The organism is Pseudomonas sp. SDT291_1_S447 (assembly GCF_054070155.1).
This window is the reverse complement of record NZ_JBSVXS010000123.1, coordinates 1-15,556: the sequence shown is the minus strand read 5'-3', so window position 1 is coordinate 15,556 and position 15,556 is coordinate 1. Positions and strand designations below refer to the sequence as shown.

The window sequence follows — 15,556 nt, the reverse complement described above, 5'->3', positions numbered from 1 at the left end:
CTTTTGACTTTGCTTTTAGAAGATCAAAAGATCGCAGCCTGCGGCAGCTCCTACAAAAGCAGGGTTGCGTACGCTATGGTGCAGAGATAGTTCACCAACGTGAGTCCCCATGCGCTTCCTCGCCCGCACCCACCCTCGCCTGTCTGCCGCCGCCCTCCTCGGCCTTGCCACCGGTCTCCTGGTCCCCGCCGACTCCATCGTCAGCAAAATCCTCATCGGCTGGAACGCTGGCGTCTGGACTTACCTGATCCTGATGTTCTGGCTGACCGTGCGCGCCAAGGCTCCAGACGTCAAACGCATCGCTGAAGTCGAAGACGAAAATGCCGGGCTGGTGCTGTTCGTGGTGTGCATCGCCGCACTGGCGAGTTTGGCGACCATCACCTTCGAGCTGGCTGGCAGCAAGGACCTGGAAACCACGCGCAAACTGCTGCACTACGGTTTCACCGCGCTGACGGTGATCGGCTCGTGGCTGCTGATCGGGGTGATTTTCTGCGTGCACTACGCCAGGTTGTATTACACCTGGAATGGCAAAGAGCCGGCGTTGCGCTTCGCGGAGGGGCTGACGACCCCCAACTATTGGGACTTCTTGTACTTCTCCTTCACCATCGGCGTGGCCGTACAGACTGCAGATGTCGGCGTGGCCACCCGCGATATTCGCAAAATCGTCTTGGCGCAATCGTTGATCGGCTTCGTGTTCAACACCGCGATTCTGGGATTTTCGATCAATATCGCCGCGGGTTTGTTCGGCTGACGCGACCCCGCCCGTCGGCGGCACAAAGATCGCTGGTGATCATTCACTTGACGGAAGATTTGTTTTTGGTGTTTCCTGAAACCGGTTTCAGCGCTGCATTCAGACGTTGAGCCTATAAATCCAATAAAAAGGTTTCAGACCGTGAACGACTTCTCCGCCGCCCAGCGCAGCCGCGTGACCATGCTCGATGTCGCCGAGCGCGCTGGTGTGTCCAAGGCCAGCGTTTCGCGCTTTATCGGCGATGACCGCGCCCTGCTCTCCGATACCATTGCCCTGCGCATCGAGCAGGCCATCGCGGAACTCGGCTATCGCCCCAACCAGATGGCTCGCGGCCTGAAACGCGGGCGCACGCGCCTGATCGGCATGCTGGTGGCCGATATCCGCAACCCTTATTCGATTGCCGTGATGCACGGGGTGGAAACCGCCTGCCGTGCGCACGGCTACAGCCTGGTGGTGTGCAACACCGACCGCGATGACGAGCAGGAACGCCAGCACCTGGCGCTGTTGCGCTCGTACAACATCGAGGGGCTGATCGTGAACACGCTGGGGCATCATCGCGACGAGTTGCATGAGTTGCGTCGCGAGATGCCGCTGGTGCTGGTGGATCGCAAGGTCGACGGGCTCGACAGCGACATGGTCGGGTTGAATAACCCGCAAGCGGTGCAGATGGCCCTCACGCACCTTGAGCAGCGCGGTTATGGTGATCTGCTGTTGGTGACCGAACCGTACGACGGCACCAGTTCGCGGATTGAGCGGGTCAGCAGTTTTCAGGCGCAGATTGCGCAGCGCTCGGGGTTGACCGGGGCGGTGCTGGAAACCGGCGACGATCTGAACGCGCAACTTCAAACCTTTTTAAACACACCCGGTAATGGTCCGAAAGCGCTGTTTTGCGCCAATGGCGTAGCGGCGCTGGCTGCGACGACTGCATTACGCCAAATGGGTTGCCGATTGTTCGAGGACGTCGGGCTGATTGCCCTGGATGATCTGGATTGGTATCCGTTGGTGGGCAGCGGGATTACCGCGCTGGCTCAGCCGACGGCAGAGATTGGTGCGCGGGCGTTTGAGTGTCTGCTCAAGCGTTTGCGTGGGGATGATGAGGTGGCGCGGGTGGTGGATTTTGCGCCGGTGCTGGTTGAGCGTGGGTCGACCCGTGAGGTTGGTGGTGTTTGATCTGACGCCTTCGCGAGCAGGCTCACTCCCAAAGGTGATCGCATTCCAAATGTGGGAGCGAGCCTGCTCGCGAAGGCGCCCTAAAGGACAACACAGAAACACCTGATATTTTTTTGAACAAAAATGAAACCGGTTTCAGAGGTCAATAACAATGAATAAACCCGCCGTTTCCATCAGTCTGTCCAGCTACGGCGCCGAGCTTGTGCGCCAGCGCGGGCAGGATGCTTTCATCGATGTTCTGGCTGCGGCCGGGGCGAATCGCATTGAGTGGCGCGAAGAGCTGCTGACGCGTGAAGACCCTGCGCAACTGGCTCAGGCCACGCTGGCGCAGGGTCTGCAAAGCATCTATTCCTCGCCCACCGAACTCTGGCTGGCTGGCCAGTCACGCCCCAATCCCGAGCTGATCACCGCGCTGCAACAGGCCGAAGCGTTCGGTTCGAAATGGTTGAAGGTTTCTCTCGGCTACTTCACCGACAACAATGATCTGCAAGCCCTGGGCGAACGCTTGAAACTCAGCCCGGTGCAGTTGCTGGTGGAGAACGACCAGACCTTGCATGGCGGTCGGATCGAGCCGTTTCAGCGCTTCTTCGCCGCCGTCGAGCAGCACAGCTTGCCGATCAAGATGACCTTCGACATTGGTAACTGGCAGTGGCAGGACCAGTCCGCCACCAACGCGGCGCGCCTGTTGGGCCGGCACGTCGGGTACGTGCACTGCAAAGCCGTGGCCCGCCGCCCCGACGGCAAACTGGTGGCGGTGCCGCCGGCGGTCAGTGACCTGCATCTGTGGGAACAACTGTTGCGACACATGGCCCAAGGCGTTATGCGCGCCGCCGAATACCCATTGCAGGGCGAAGATCTGGTGCAACTGACCACCGAGCACGTTGCCGCCCTCGCCCGCCTCGGCCAATCCCGCCTGGAGCCTGCTCATGTCTGAGATCGATATTCTTTCGTTCGGCGAAACCATGGCGATGCTGGTCGCCGAGCAGACCGGTGATCTGGCGGCGGTCGAGCACTTCCACAAACGTATTGCCGGGGCTGACAGTAATGTCGCGATCGGGCTATCGCGGCTGGGTTTCAACGTCGCGTGGCTGAGCCGGGTCGGCAATGATTCGCTCGGGCGCTTTGTGGTGCAGACCTTGATCAAGGAAGGTCTGGATTGCAGCCACGTCGATGTCGATAAACAGCACCCGACCGGTTTCCAGTTCAAATCGCGCAATGACGATGGCAGCGATCCGCAAGTCGAGTATTTCCGGCGCGGCTCGGCGGCCAGTCATTTGTCGCCGCAGTCGATTACGACCAATCTGCTGAGCGCCCGCCATCTGCACGCCACCGGCATTCCTCCGGCGCTCTCGGCTTCGGCGCGGGAGATGTCCCTTGAACTGATGACACGCATGCGCAACGCCGGGCGCAGCGTGTCCTTCGACCCCAATCTGCGCCCGAGCCTGTGGGCCAGCGAGCGCGAAATGATCAGCGAGATCAACCGTCTCGCCGCCCTCGCCCATTGGGTGTTGCCGGGGTTGAGCGAAGGTCGCTTGCTGACTGGTTTTGACGATCCGGCGGACATTGCCGCGTTTTATCTCGATCAAGGTGCAGAGGCCGTGGCGATCAAACTCGGGCCGGAAGGTGCTTATTACCGAACGCATCTGGCGTCGGGATTTGTCGCCGGTGTGCCGGTGGCCAATGTCGTCGACACGGTCGGTGCTGGTGATGGCTTCGCGGTGGGGATGATCAGCGCCCTGCTCGAACAGCAGAGTTTTGCCGAGGCGGTGCAGCGCGCGAACTGGATTGGCAGTCGGGCGGTGCAGAGTCGCGGGGATATGGAAGGCCTTCCGACCCGGGCTGAACTCTTCAGCGAATTTGAGGCCGCCATCGCTGGCAAGCCAGCTCCCACAAGGGTTGATGTTGGCAATGCAATCTTTGACATACCCGAGATCCCTGTGGGAGCTGGCTTGCCAGCGATGAGGCCCTGAGAGACAACCGATTTATTGAACCTGCTGCGACAAAAACAACAAGCTCAGGAGCAAGACCCATGAAAACCGCAACCCTCGCCACCCGCCGCTGGTGGTACATCATGCCGATTGTGTTCATCACCTACAGCCTGGCGTATCTGGATCGCGCCAACTACGGTTTCGCCGCTGCATCGGGCATGGCCGAAGACCTGATGATCACCCCGGGCCTGTCATCACTGCTCGGTGCACTGTTCTTCCTCGGTTACTTTTTCTTCCAGGTACCCGGTGCGATCTACGCGCAAAAACACAGCGTGAAGAAGCTGATTTTTGTCAGCCTGATTCTCTGGGGCGGTCTTGCCACGTTGACCGGGGTGGTCTCCAACGCCTATTGGCTGATCGTCATCCGCTTCATGCTCGGCGTGGTCGAAGCCGCTGTCATGCCAGCCATGCTGGTGTATCTGTGCCACTGGTTCACCCGTGCCGAACGCTCGCGGGCCAACACGTTTCTGATCCTCGGCAACCCGGTGACCATGCTGTGGATGTCAGTGGTTTCGGGTTATCTGGTGCAGCATTTCAGCTGGCGCTGGATGTTCATCATCGAAGGTTTGCCGGCGGTGCTCTGGGCGTTTATCTGGTGGCGTCTGGCCGATGATCGTCCGTCCGAGGCCAAGTGGCTAAACGACCAGGAAAAGCAGGATCTGGAAAGCGCACTCGCCGCCGAACAGGTCGGCATCAAAGCGGTGAAGAACTACGCCGAGGCGTTCCGTTCGCCGAAGGTGATCATTCTCGCGCTGCAGTTTTTCTGCTGGAGCATCGGCGTTTACGGCTTCGTGCTGTGGTTGCCGTCGATCCTCAAGGCCGGCGCGCAAATGGACATGATCGAGGCCGGCTGGCTGTCGGCGCTGCCGTATCTGGCGGCGGTGATCGGCATGCTTGCGGTGTCGTGGGGCTCGGACAAGTTGCAGAAGCGCAAACGCTTTGTCTGGCCACCGCTGCTGATCGCGTCCATCGCGTTTTACGGTTCTTACGCACTGGGCGCTGAACATTTCTGGTGGTCGTACACGCTGCTGGTGATTGCCGGCGCGTGCATGTACGCACCTTACGGGCCGTTCTTTGCCATCGTCCCGGAGATTCTGCCCGCCAACGTCGCCGGCGGTGCGATGGCGCTGATCAACAGCATGGGCGCGCTCGGTTCGTTCGGCGGTTCATATCTGGTCGGTTACCTGAACAGCTCCACCGGCTCGCCCGGCGCTTCGTATCTGTTGATGAGCGGCGCGTTGCTGCTGTCGGTGGTGCTGACGATTTTTCTCAAGCCCGGCGCCAGTGATCGCGTCGTCGCCAAAGCCATCGCCACGCGTGCCGTGCCGGCGCATTCCTGAAGAGACTTTTGCCATGAAAAAACAGGTCGTGTTGTACAAGAAACTTTCGCCCGCGCTGATGGCGCGCCTGCAGGAACAGTGCGAGGTGACGCTGATCAATAGCCTCGACGCCGACGGTCTGATGCAACTGCGCGATGCCCTGCCCCGTGCCCATGGTTTGCTCGGCGCTAGCCTGAAACTCGATGCCGCGCTGCTTGATCTGGCGCCGCAGCTTGAAGCCATCGCCAGCGTCTCAGTCGGCGTCGATAACTACGACATCGATTACCTGAGCCAGCGCCAGATCCTGCTGAGCAACACCCCGGACGTACTCACCGAAACCACCGCCGACACCGGTTTCGCCTTGATCCTCGCCGCCGCCCGGCGCGTGGTCGAACTGGCGAACATGGTGCGCAGCGGGCAATGGTGCCGCAATATCGGTCCCGCGCATTTCGGCACCGATGTGCATGGCAAGACGCTGGGCATCATCGGCATGGGCCGCATCGGCGAAGCATTGGCGCAGCGCGGGCATTTCGGGTTTGGAATGCCGGTGATCTATCACAGCCAGTCGCGTAAACCGGCGGTCGAGGCGCGTTTCGATGCGCAGTATCGCAGCCTTGAAGACTTGCTCAAGCAGGCCGATTTCATTTGCCTGACCTTGCCGCTGACGGCGCAGACCGAAGGCTTGATCGGTGCCGAGCAGTTCGCGCTGATGCGCCCGGACAGCATCTTCATCAATATCTCGCGGGGCAAAGTGGTCGATGAGGTGGCGATGATCGATGCGCTGCGTCATCAGCGGATTCGTGCGGCGGGGCTGGATGTATTTGAGCGTGAACCGTTGAATCATGATTCGCCGCTGTTGCAGCTGAACAATGTGGTGGCGACACCGCACATGGGCTCGGCGACGCATGAGACGCGCGAGGCGATGGCGCGGTGTGCGGTGGAGAATCTGTTGGCGGCGCTGAAGGGAGAGAAGCCGGCGAATCTGGTGAATCCATCGGCCTGGCAGGGCTGAGATTTTATTGCCTGTTAAATAGCTATCGCGAGCAGGCTCACTCCTACAAGGGTCCGGGTGAACACTGAATTTGTGTACACCTCAAATCACTGTAGGAGTGAGCCTGCTCGCGATGAGGCCAGTAACGGCGCTGCAAAACCATCAGGCACTGCGCGCCTGTAACAGCTGCGCCGCACACAGCGCAATCCGCGCACAGGCATCCGCCAGTTTCACCCGGTCCAGCACCAGCCCGATGCGGATATGCCCCGCCGCACTCGGCCCGAACGCTTCACCGGCGAGGACCGAAACCCCATATCCTTCCAGCAATTGCTCGGCAAACGCTTGGGCACCCAACCCGGTCTGGCGCACATCGACCATCACGAACATGCCGCCATCCGGACGAATCGGATACAGCCCCGGGCAACCCTGCAAACGCTCGCAAACCAGATCCCGACGCAGGCGATACTCCTCGCGCATCTGCGTCACCTCCGGCAAATCGCTTTCCAACGCAATCTCTGCGGCTTTCTGCACAAAATCCGGCAGTCCGAACAACATGCTCAGCGACAGATTGACCAAATGCTCGGCCAACGATTTCGGCCCGATCATCCAGCCGATGCGCCACCCGGTCATGGCGTGGGATTTCGACAGGCTGTTGATGGTCGCCGTGCGTTCGGCCATGCCCGGCAAACTCGCCGGGCTGACGTGCTGACCTTCATAGAGCAGCTCGCTGTAAACCTCGTCGCTGATCAGCCACAAATCATGGCGCACGCACAGCGCCGCCAATTCCTGCCAGATCAGCAGTGACAGGCTCGCGCCAGACGGATTGTTCGGACTGTTCAACAGCATGGCGCGGGTTTTCGGGGTGATGCGCGCAGCAACATCGACCGGGTCGACGCGAAAGCCGTTTTCCGGGCGCACCGGCACCGGCACTACCGTCGCGCCGCAAGCGCCAAACACACCTTCGTAGGTGACATACATCGGTTCGGCAACGATCACTTCGTCGCCCGGATCCAGCAGACATTGCGCCACCGAATACACCGCGCATTGCGCACCGGGCATGACGATCACATGGTCAGCATCGACCGCTTGCCCGCTGCGCTGACGATGGCGTTCGGCAATCAGCGTGCGCAGCGCCAAACGGCCACGTACTTCGGAATAATGGGTATCGCCAGCGAGCAAGCTGTCGATCGCGCCGTGGACAATTGGCAGAGGTGTATCGAAATCCGGATCGCCGATGCTCAGCAGCAGGATATCGACACCCTCGGCGCGCAACTCCAGCGCTCGGTCGTGAATCTGCCAGGCGGCGGCTCCTTCTCCGGCGATTCGTTGGGTCAAGGCTGAATAGCGCATGTACGTCTCCTGATTGCGCGGTCTCCAGCCTTCACCGTATCTCAAATCACGAAACGCGCCAGCCGTTTTGTCCGCAAGATGGATTTGAAGAAAAACTTCGTAATGTGCTCGATTTCCGGTCGGATGCCTACCTGTCAGAGTTGACAGTAGACCAATTTCAAGAACGCCCTCTTAATTAACCTGCGGAAACATTTGCAGGTCTTTCTTATCGAAACAACGGAGCGTTAAAACGATGACAAATCTTAATGAAAAAATTCACGAACTGGCCCCACCGACAATCCCCGCCGCGTTAGTAAACTTCCCTGACAGTCAAATTAACTTGTTGCCATTGAGTGCGTTGGCAGCCCCCTTGCAATTATTGATTCAGAAATGGCCAGGTTCAGATAACCCACTAAACGTACCCGTAATATTGATACTGCTCTTAAACGGAGAGAGAGTGGCAAACTTTAATTTCGTGACGCCTATTGATCCAGCGCTTTTCCCATTTGCAGCCCATATCCCCGAGCACTACCTGCAAAAGGAAGGCGTACACCAGGTTTCATACATAGTGAATACAGCAGGGAATCCAGAGACGTCAGAGAGCACGCCTTTTACGATCGATGTAACAGCTCCAAACTACGGCAGTTCTGGAGAAATTGTACAGTTTCCGCAAGAGGTCATCAGTGACGGGATTACACAGAAGTATCTAGACGAACACGGTGATGAAGTTCTGGTAACCATTCCCCGCTATCTGCAGCAACAAGCCTGCGACAGTATCGAATTTCACTATGGCTCACTTACGAATAGTCCTATCATCATTACAACGGTGCATGACTCGAGCTCACCTACTGTTATCAAACTGAGTGGCGAAATTATCCGTGCATATGGCTCCGGCGATAAACTTGCTTTTTACAGGCTTGTAGATCGTGCAGGAAATAAAGGACCGTTCTCAGCTTACGAAAGTATTAAAGTAAACCTTTCTTGAAACAGCGATTTGTCAAAACGGGCTGAAGCAATAACCTTTTTCAGCCCACTTCAGACAATTCCGTATTTCTCAAATCACAAAACGCGCCACCATGGCGTTCAAATCCACCGCCAGACGCGACAATTCGTGGGTCGCTGCGCTGGTCTGATTGGCCCCGGCGGCCGATTGCGTAGCCAGATCGCGGATGTTGACCAGGTTGCGGTCGACCTCACGCGAAACCTGCGCCTGTTCTTCCGAGGCGCTGGCGATGACCAGGTTGCGCTCGTTGATCTGGTGGATCGACTGGGTGATCTGCTCCAGCGCAACACCGGCAGCGCGGGCCATTTCCAGAGTGGTCTGGGTGCGCTGGTTGCTTTGCTGCATCGACGAAACCGCTTCGCCGGTACCGTTCTGGATGCCGGCGACCATTTTTTCGATTTCCTGGGTCGACTGCGCGGTGCGATGGGCCAATGCCCGCACTTCGTCCGCGACCACGGCAAAACCCCGCCCTGCTTCACCGGCACGCGCTGCTTCGATCGCGGCGTTGAGCGCCAGCAGGTTGGTCTGTTCGGCGATGGCACGGATTACGTCGAGCACCTTGCCGATGTCGCGGCCCTGTGCGGCTAGGCCTTCGATCATGTGCGCGGTGTTCTGCACGTCGTGGGTCATGGTCTGGATCGCGTCGACGGTTTTTACCACTTGGTCGCGACCTTCACGGGCGGCATGGGTCGACTGGTTCGAGGCTTCCGAGGTCGACACGGCGTTGCGCGCCACTTCTTCGACGGCGGCGGTCATTTCGTTGACGGCGGTGGCGGCTTGTTCGATTTCGTTGTTCTGCTGCTGCAAGCCACGGGAGGCTTCTTCGGTCACCGCGCTGAGTTCTTCGGCAGCAGCGCCCAGTTGCGTGGCGGAACCGGCGATCTGCTCGATGGTTTTGCGCAGGTTGGTCTGCATGGTGGCGAGCGCCTGCAGCAACTGCGTAGCTTCGTCCTTGCCATCGACTTCGATGACTTTGGTGAGGTTGCCGTCAGCGATGGTTTGCGCGGCCTGCACGGCGCGGTTCAGCGGCGTAACGATGCTGCGGGTCAGCAACCAGGCCAGTAGCACCGTGGCAAAGGCTGCGAAAACAGCGACGATAATGATGCCGGTGATGGCGCTGTCATAATATTGGCCGGCCTGAATCGACGCGGTTTTCGCGTCGGAAGCATTCATGACGATCAGTTTATTGAGCTGCTCGCCCATCTGGTCGGTGCCGTCCTTGATCCGCGTGTTGATCAGGCTGCGCATCTCGTCGAGCTTGTCCTGGCGCGACAGCTCCATCATCTGATTCTGCGCTTGCAGGTAGTTGTCCAGCGTGGTCGCGAAGGTCTGGTACAACGCCCGCTCTTCCGGACTTGCCGGCAGTGCGGCGTAACTGGCCTGGGCTGCGCGCACCTTGTCGACCAGAACGCCGATGCGGGTCTGCGCTTCCTGCAACCCGGCCGCTTCGCGATTGACCAGCACGCGGAACGACAGAATGCGCAGACGCAGGACGTTTTCTGTTACTACGGCAAGTTGCGTCACGCTGGGAAGTTGCGTCGAATCCATCTCGACGGAGGCCTGACGGATGATCGACATGCGGTTGACAGCGAACACGCCGAGCACGATCACCAGCAAGGCGATAAAGGCAAAACCGAGGAAGGCACGGGGCGCGATATTCAGGTTACGCAGGGACATAGTTGAGCTCTCGAAAGATAGAAACTACGAGCGTCCATGCGTCATCACTGGCCCGAGGGGGGGCGGGCTCAGTCCGGCGTCACTGTTTTAGGAAGTTATGTGCGCGCCTGTTAGCTGTATCGGCCAGGCTTTAGGAAGATTGCGGGACAAGAGCAACTATTTTTCAGGGTGTTACAGCAATGAAACACTGGAGGATCGCTTTGTGTAGGAGCTGCCGAAGGCTCGGGCCGCGATCGGACGATCTTTTGATCTGGACTTTTAAAAGCAAAATCAAAAGATCGCAGCCTGCGGCAGCTCCTACAGGATTTGCTCAGAATTTCGCGGCCATCTGCCAGACGCGGGCGATATCCGTCGCGCGTTCACGCAGCAGGCGCGGTGCTTCGGCGCAGGCCTGTTCCAGCGTCATCGGCCCGCTGGTCACGGCGAATGCCGCGTCGATGCCGTGATCGTAGAGTTCTTGGTAACCCTCGCCCAAGGTACCGGCAATGACAATCACTGGCACGGCGTGTTGCTTGGCAATCCGCGCAACACCGAACGGCGTCTTGCCGCGCAAGGTCTGCGCATCGAAGCGCCCTTCCCCGGTGATCACCAAATCGGCACCTTTGACCGCTTCGGCGAGGCCGACCAGTTCGGCAACCACTTCCACCCCGGCCTGAAATTGCGCCCCGAGAAACGCTTTGGCGGCAAAACCCAAACCGCCCGCCGCACCGCTACCCGGTTCGTCGCGAACATCTTTGCCCAACGCTTGCGCGCACAGTTCGGCGAAGTGGCCCAACGCCTGATCGAGTTGCTGCACCTGCGCCGGCGAGGCGCCTTTCTGCGGGCCGAAAATCGCCGAGGCACCGTGCGGGCCGCACAGCGGGTTGTTCACATCAGCAGCGATGTCGAAACGCACCTGCGCCAGACGCGGGTCGAGTTCGCTCAGGTCCAGTTGTGCCAGTTGCGCCAACGCCAGGCCGCCAGGTACCAGCGATTGACTCTGCGCATCAAGCAACTTCACGCCCAACGCTTGCATCGCCCCTGCGCCGCCATCGTTGGTCGCACTGCCGCCAATCGCCAGAATCACTCGTTGCGCGCCGGCATCCAGCGCTGCGCGAATCAGTTCGCCGGTACCGAAGGTGCTGCTGATGCAGGCATCGCGTTGCCCCAGCGGCACCAGTTGCAAGCCGCTGGCCTCGGCCATTTCAATGATTGCGGTGTGGTTGTGCGGCAACCAGCCCCATGCAGCGTCGACAGCTGTGCCCAGCGGGCCGCGCACGTGGGTGCGGCGCAGTTCGCCTTCGCAGGCGGCGAGGATCGATTCGACCGTGCCTTCGCCGCCATCGGCCATCGGGCATTTGACCAAGGTCGCGCGCGGCCAGACCTGCGCCAAGCCGAGGGCAATGGCGTCGGCGACGCCTTGGGCACTGAGGCTGTCCTTGAACGAGTCGGGGGCGATGACGATCTTCATGCGAATTCTCCGGTTGCAATGCCCCTCATGCTGCCAGTCGGCCTGCGTATTGACGCCTGTCCGCTGCACAAGTGGCGGGGGCGTTTATTGTTCATTTTCACAAAAAGATCTGCGGCGAATGTACCTCCGCCATCGCGAGCAGGCTCACTCCTACAGGGGAATGCATTCCAAATGTAGGAGCGAGCCTGCTCGCGATGGCGTCTTTGAAGGCGCCCGATCAATTCGGATCAGTCTGCGGCAGCAACTGCACCCCAAGATACAGCGCCAGCATCCCATCGAGCCGCAGCGGATCAACCCCACTCAACTCGGCAATCCGCTCCATCCGATAACGCAGGCTGTTGCGATGAATCCCTAAAGCATCGGCACACGCCTGACTCTGGCCATCGTGCTCGCACCAACTGCGCAACGTCGCCAGCAACTGGCCGTTGCCGTCCTTGGCGATCACTTTGCGCAGCGGTTTGAGCAATTCGTCCAGTGCGTCGTCATTGCGGTGCCGCCACAACATCACCGGCAAGCGATAACGGTTCAGCGTCAGCAATCGCGAATGCGGCAACACTTCGCGGCCGTAGGCGAGCAAATCACCGACCCGTCGGTAACAACGGCGCAGCCCGGCGAGTCCATCGGCCTGCCCGCCCACGGCAATACGCAGCACCTTCCAGCCCAGGCCGTCGAGTTTTTCCAGCAAGCGATCATGCTCGACGTGCTGGCTCGCCGGTCGACACCACAGCAGCGATGACTTCGCCGAACTCACGCACCAGCTATCGGGATAACGCGACATCAGCCAGGCACTCAGCGCCTCAACGGTTTGCCCCGGCCCATGTTCAAGGCCCAGCTCGAACAGATACGGCACCCGCGTCAGTTGCGGTTTGAGCCCGAGCTGCTGCGCCTCATCGACCAGTCGCGGCGAGTCCCCGGCCTCGCTCAACAGCAACGCCAGCAGATCATCGCAACGCTGGCGCCGCCACTGCTGCTCGGCCTGCTGATTGCGCTGGCCGACGAGCATTTCGGCGGTCATGCGCACCAGTTCGGCATAAGTGCGCAGTTGCTCCGGCTCACCGGTGATGCCGAGCACACCGATCAAGCGTTGGTCGAGCAACAGCGGCAGGTTGATGCCCGGTTGCACACCTTTCAAATGCACGGCGGTCTGCGCGTCGATCTCCACCACGCGACCGTTGGCCAGCACCAGTTGCGCGCCTTCGTGACGGGTGTTGATGCGCTCCGGTTCACCGCTGCCGAGGATCAGCCCCTGGCTGTCCATGACGTTGACGTTGTACGGCAAAATGGCCATGGCCCGGTCGACGATGTCCTGAGCGAGGTCGTGATCGAGTTCAAACATGATGGGTAAGATCCTTGAAAAACGCGGCAGTCGGTTGTTCACCCGCACAGGGTCTGGCGGCAAACCCTGTGCTCAGGCACAAAGACAATCCGGCCAAAGGTGACCGAGACTCTCGGGGCGATCAACGTTACCCTTTGCATCGCAAAAAATCATAATAAAGAGAGAGCCGCTATGTCGCAGAGCGCCGCAGCTACCCAGACCATCGTTGACGATAAAAACGCCGTCTACAAACGCATCACCCTGCGTTTGATCCCCTTCATTTTCATCTGCTACTTGTTCAACTACCTCGACCGGGTCAACGTTGGATTTGCCAAACTGCAGATGCTCGACGCCCTTAAATTCAGCGAAACCGTGTACGGCCTCGGTGCCGGTATCTTCTTCATCGGCTACGTGCTGTGCGGCGTGCCGAGCAACCTCGCATTGACCCGATTCGGCCCACGGCGCTGGATCGCCGTGATGATGATCACCTGGGGCACGCTGTCGACCTGCCTGCTATTCGTCACCACCCCGACCGAGTTCTACACCCTGCGGCTGTTCACCGGTGCGGCCGAAGCCGGGTTCTTCCCGGGCGTCGTGCTGTATCTTTCGCAGTGGTTCCCGACCTTCCGCCGTGGGCGGATCATGGCGTTGTTCATGTCGGCGATCCCGGTGTCCGGTTTGCTCGGCAGCCCGTTCTCTGGCTGGATTCTCAATCACTTCGCCGCAGGGCAAGGTGGGTTTGCCGGCTGGCAGTGGATGTTTCTGCTGCAAGGCATTCCGACGGTGATCCTCGGCGCCCTCGCCTATTTCCTGTTGAGCGACAGCTTCGCCAACGCCAAGTGGCTGAGCCCGCATGAGCGTGCGGTGCTGGAAGCGGATCAGGCTGAAGACCTGGCGAACAAGCCGAAAACCACTTCCGACTCGCTGCTGGCTGTGTTCAAGAACCCGGCGATCTGGGCGTTCGGCCTGATTTACTTCTGCATCCAGAGTGGCGTGTACGCGATCAACTTCTGGTTGCCGTCGATCATCAAGAACCTCGGTTTCAGCGATAACCTGGTGATCGGTTGGCTGAGTGCGATTCCGTATCTGCTGGCGGCGGTGTTCATGCTGGTGGTCGGGCGTTCGGCGGACCTTCGTAAAGAACGTCGCTGGCATTTGGTGGTACCGATGCTGATGGGCGCGATCGGTCTGGTGATTGCGGTGAACTTCGCGGCTAACCCGGCGATTGCGATTCTCGGTCTTACCATTGCCACGATGGGTGCGCTGACTGGCCTGCCGATGTTCTGGCCGGTGCCGACTGCGATGTTGAGTGCCGGTGCTGCGGCCGGTGGGCTGGCGTTGATCAACTCGATGGGGCAGATGGCTGGGTTCCTGAGCCCTTATCTGGTGGGTTGGGTCAAGGACAGCACCGGTTCGACCGATGCGGCGTTGTATTTGCTGGCGGGGGTGATTGTTGGCGGGAGTCTGCTGGCGTTGCGCATGACGCGCACTTTGCGCGCTTGAGTTTTTGATGCACAGGAGAACGGCCCTTTTCTGGGCCGTTTTTTATTGGGAGTCCGACTTGGGTTTTGTGGTGTTCTGGAGATCTTTTCCCCCTCACCCCAGCCCTCTCCCCCAGGGGGGCGAGGGGGAAAGGGAGCCGATTGCCGTGCTTTTCAAGACTTGAGTTCGACTCGGAAGGGGGGAGCCGATTGCCGTGCTTTTCAAGTTTTGAGTTCGACTCGGGAGAAGGGAGCCGATTTTGGTGCTTTTCAAGACTTGAGTTCGACTCGGTATTGCACGTCGGTGTACCTCGTTCAAACACCTCGGTCAGTCCCCTCTCCCTCTGGGAGAGGGTTAGGGTGAGGGCTGTGCTTTGGCGTCCAGCTCAATTGCAGTGGTCAACTAATTCCGGACACCTCGATAGGTGTTTTTGACGCCATCGCTCGCTCATAAACGGTCGGTGGCAGATATCCCAGTTTCGAGTGCAGCCGTTCGTTGTTGTAAAACCCAACGATGTACTCGGTGATGTCGCGGATCGCTTCAGCGTGGTTCGCGTAGTCACGGCGCCATACCCGCTCCATTTTCAAACTCAAAAAGAAGCGCTCCATCACTGCGTTGTCCCAGCAATTACCTTTACGACTCATGCTCTGCTGCATGTCGTTTCTTGCCAGTAATTCTCTGTAAGTTGCACTCGCATATTGGCTACCCCGATCTGAGTGGGCAATCAAGCCTGGCGGCGGTTGACGCTGCGCGATTGCCAGTTGCATCGCGGTGCACACCAGCTCTGCCGGCATGTTCGGAGCCATCGACCAGCCCACTATCTTGCGCGAGAACAAGTCCAATACCACGGCCAGATACAACCAGCCGCTGCGGGTGCGGATGTAGGTGATGTCAGCTACCCAAGCCTTGTTTGGCGCTACTGGATCAAATTTTCTGTTCAGTACATTCTCTGCAATCGGCAGGTCATGATTACTATCGGTTGTGTGTACAAACTTGCGCTTCCAGGCTGAACGCAGTCCGTTAGCCCGCATCAATCGACGGATTTTATACAGCCCGACAAGCATGCCTTTACCGCGCAAAG

General features: G+C 59.3%; 13 protein-coding genes. 8 read left to right on the top strand and 5 right to left on the bottom strand.

Annotated features, from left to right (window positions below):
- Positions 1-109: 109 nt before the first annotated feature.
- The 6 genes from ACW9IR_RS24855 to ACW9IR_RS24830 all read left to right on the top strand — a co-directional run bounded on the left by ACW9IR_RS24855 (position 110) and on the right by ACW9IR_RS24830 (position 6,240).
- A complete protein-coding gene (locus tag ACW9IR_RS24855; protein WP_007912177.1) occupies positions 110-751 on the top strand; it encodes a DUF1345 domain-containing protein in 642 nt (213 codons plus the stop codon).
- A gap of 141 nt (positions 752-892) precedes the next feature.
- The gene (locus tag ACW9IR_RS24850) at positions 893-1,921 is read left to right on the top strand and encodes a LacI family DNA-binding transcriptional regulator (RefSeq protein WP_102901862.1); all 1,029 of its coding nucleotides are present in this window, start codon (positions 893-895) and stop codon (positions 1,919-1,921) included.
- A gap of 151 nt (positions 1,922-2,072) precedes the next feature.
- Positions 2,073-2,855, top strand: coding sequence for a sugar phosphate isomerase/epimerase family protein (locus tag ACW9IR_RS24845; RefSeq protein ID WP_102901863.1), 783 nt, complete (start codon positions 2,073-2,075; stop codon positions 2,853-2,855).
- Positions 2,848-3,891, top strand: a complete 1,044-nt coding sequence (locus ACW9IR_RS24840; protein WP_457465336.1) for a sugar kinase — start codon at positions 2,848-2,850, stop codon at positions 3,889-3,891. Before ACW9IR_RS24845 ends, ACW9IR_RS24840 begins: the two co-directional genes overlap by 8 nt.
- Before the next feature lie 59 nt (positions 3,892-3,950).
- The gene (locus ACW9IR_RS24835; RefSeq protein ID WP_457465335.1) at positions 3,951-5,249 is read left to right on the top strand and encodes an MFS transporter; all 1,299 of its coding nucleotides are present in this window, start codon (positions 3,951-3,953) and stop codon (positions 5,247-5,249) included.
- Between the two features lie 13 nt (positions 5,250-5,262).
- Complete coding sequence (locus ACW9IR_RS24830; protein WP_457465334.1) at positions 5,263-6,240, top strand: 2-hydroxyacid dehydrogenase; 978 nt, start codon at positions 5,263-5,265, stop codon at positions 6,238-6,240.
- A 141-nt stretch (positions 6,241-6,381) separates the two neighbouring features.
- On the opposite strand, the gene ACW9IR_RS24825 is transcribed toward ACW9IR_RS24830, so the two are convergent.
- Entirely contained in the window at positions 6,382-7,569 is a 1,188-nt protein-coding gene (locus ACW9IR_RS24825) for a pyridoxal phosphate-dependent aminotransferase (protein ID WP_102901866.1), read from the bottom strand.
- Between the two features lie 232 nt (positions 7,570-7,801).
- Between ACW9IR_RS24825 and ACW9IR_RS24820 the strand changes: the two genes are divergently transcribed.
- Positions 7,802-8,533, top strand: a complete 732-nt coding sequence (locus tag ACW9IR_RS24820) for a hypothetical protein (RefSeq protein ID WP_457465333.1) — start codon at positions 7,802-7,804, stop codon at positions 8,531-8,533.
- Between the two features lie 69 nt (positions 8,534-8,602).
- On the opposite strand, the gene ACW9IR_RS24815 is transcribed toward ACW9IR_RS24820, so the two are convergent.
- From ACW9IR_RS24815 to ACW9IR_RS24805, 3 genes are all read right to left on the bottom strand, one after another.
- On the bottom strand, positions 8,603-10,228 hold the full coding sequence (locus ACW9IR_RS24815) for a methyl-accepting chemotaxis protein (protein ID WP_457465332.1): 1,626 nt from the start codon (positions 10,226-10,228) through the stop codon (positions 8,603-8,605).
- Between the two features lie 310 nt (positions 10,229-10,538).
- Positions 10,539-11,678 (bottom strand): glycerate kinase, encoded by a 1,140-nt coding sequence (locus ACW9IR_RS24810; RefSeq protein ID WP_457465331.1) that lies wholly within the window; start codon positions 11,676-11,678, stop codon positions 10,539-10,541.
- A 217-nt stretch (positions 11,679-11,895) separates the two neighbouring features.
- Positions 11,896-13,014: a sugar diacid recognition domain-containing protein gene (locus ACW9IR_RS24805; protein ID WP_102901870.1), complete on the bottom strand. Its 1,119-nt coding sequence runs from the start codon at positions 13,012-13,014 to the stop codon at positions 11,896-11,898.
- A 171-nt stretch (positions 13,015-13,185) separates the two neighbouring features.
- On the opposite strand from ACW9IR_RS24805, the gene ACW9IR_RS24800 reads away from it, so the two are divergent.
- Positions 13,186-14,496 carry an MFS transporter gene (locus ACW9IR_RS24800; protein ID WP_457465330.1) on the top strand — a complete coding sequence of 437 codons (1,311 nt, stop codon included), beginning with the start codon at positions 13,186-13,188 and terminating at the stop codon, positions 14,494-14,496.
- Positions 14,497-14,873: 377 nt separating this feature from the next.
- Here the strand turns inward: ACW9IR_RS24800 and ACW9IR_RS24795 are convergent.
- On the bottom strand, positions 14,874-15,556 hold a 683-nt coding region (locus tag ACW9IR_RS24795; RefSeq protein WP_457465329.1), incomplete at its 5' end, for an IS3 family transposase.

Excerpts from the sequence above, each read along its gene's own strand:
- ACW9IR_RS24855 (WP_007912177.1), top strand. The coding sequence starts at position 110 with ATGCGCTTCCTCGCCCGCACCCACCCTCGCCTGTCTGCCGCCGCCCTC.
- ACW9IR_RS24820 (WP_457465333.1), top strand. The coding sequence starts at position 7,802 with ATGACAAATCTTAATGAAAAAATTCACGAACTGGCCCCACCGACAATC.
- ACW9IR_RS24830 (WP_457465334.1), top strand. The coding sequence starts at position 5,263 with ATGAAAAAACAGGTCGTGTTGTACAAGAAACTTTCGCCCGCGCTGATG.
- ACW9IR_RS24840 (WP_457465336.1), top strand. The coding sequence starts at position 2,848 with ATGTCTGAGATCGATATTCTTTCGTTCGGCGAAACCATGGCGATGCTG.
- ACW9IR_RS24805 (WP_102901870.1), bottom strand. The coding sequence starts at position 13,014 with ATGTTTGAACTCGATCACGACCTCGCTCAGGACATCGTCGACCGGGCC.
- ACW9IR_RS24815 (WP_457465332.1), bottom strand. The coding sequence starts at position 10,228 with ATGTCCCTGCGTAACCTGAATATCGCGCCCCGTGCCTTCCTCGGTTTT.
- ACW9IR_RS24835 (WP_457465335.1), top strand. The coding sequence starts at position 3,951 with ATGAAAACCGCAACCCTCGCCACCCGCCGCTGGTGGTACATCATGCCG.
- ACW9IR_RS24810 (WP_457465331.1), bottom strand. The coding sequence starts at position 11,678 with ATGAAGATCGTCATCGCCCCCGACTCGTTCAAGGACAGCCTCAGTGCC.
- ACW9IR_RS24825 (WP_102901866.1), bottom strand. The coding sequence starts at position 7,569 with ATGCGCTATTCAGCCTTGACCCAACGAATCGCCGGAGAAGGAGCCGCC.
- ACW9IR_RS24845 (WP_102901863.1), top strand. The coding sequence starts at position 2,073 with ATGAATAAACCCGCCGTTTCCATCAGTCTGTCCAGCTACGGCGCCGAG.
- ACW9IR_RS24800 (WP_457465330.1), top strand. The coding sequence starts at position 13,186 with ATGTCGCAGAGCGCCGCAGCTACCCAGACCATCGTTGACGATAAAAAC.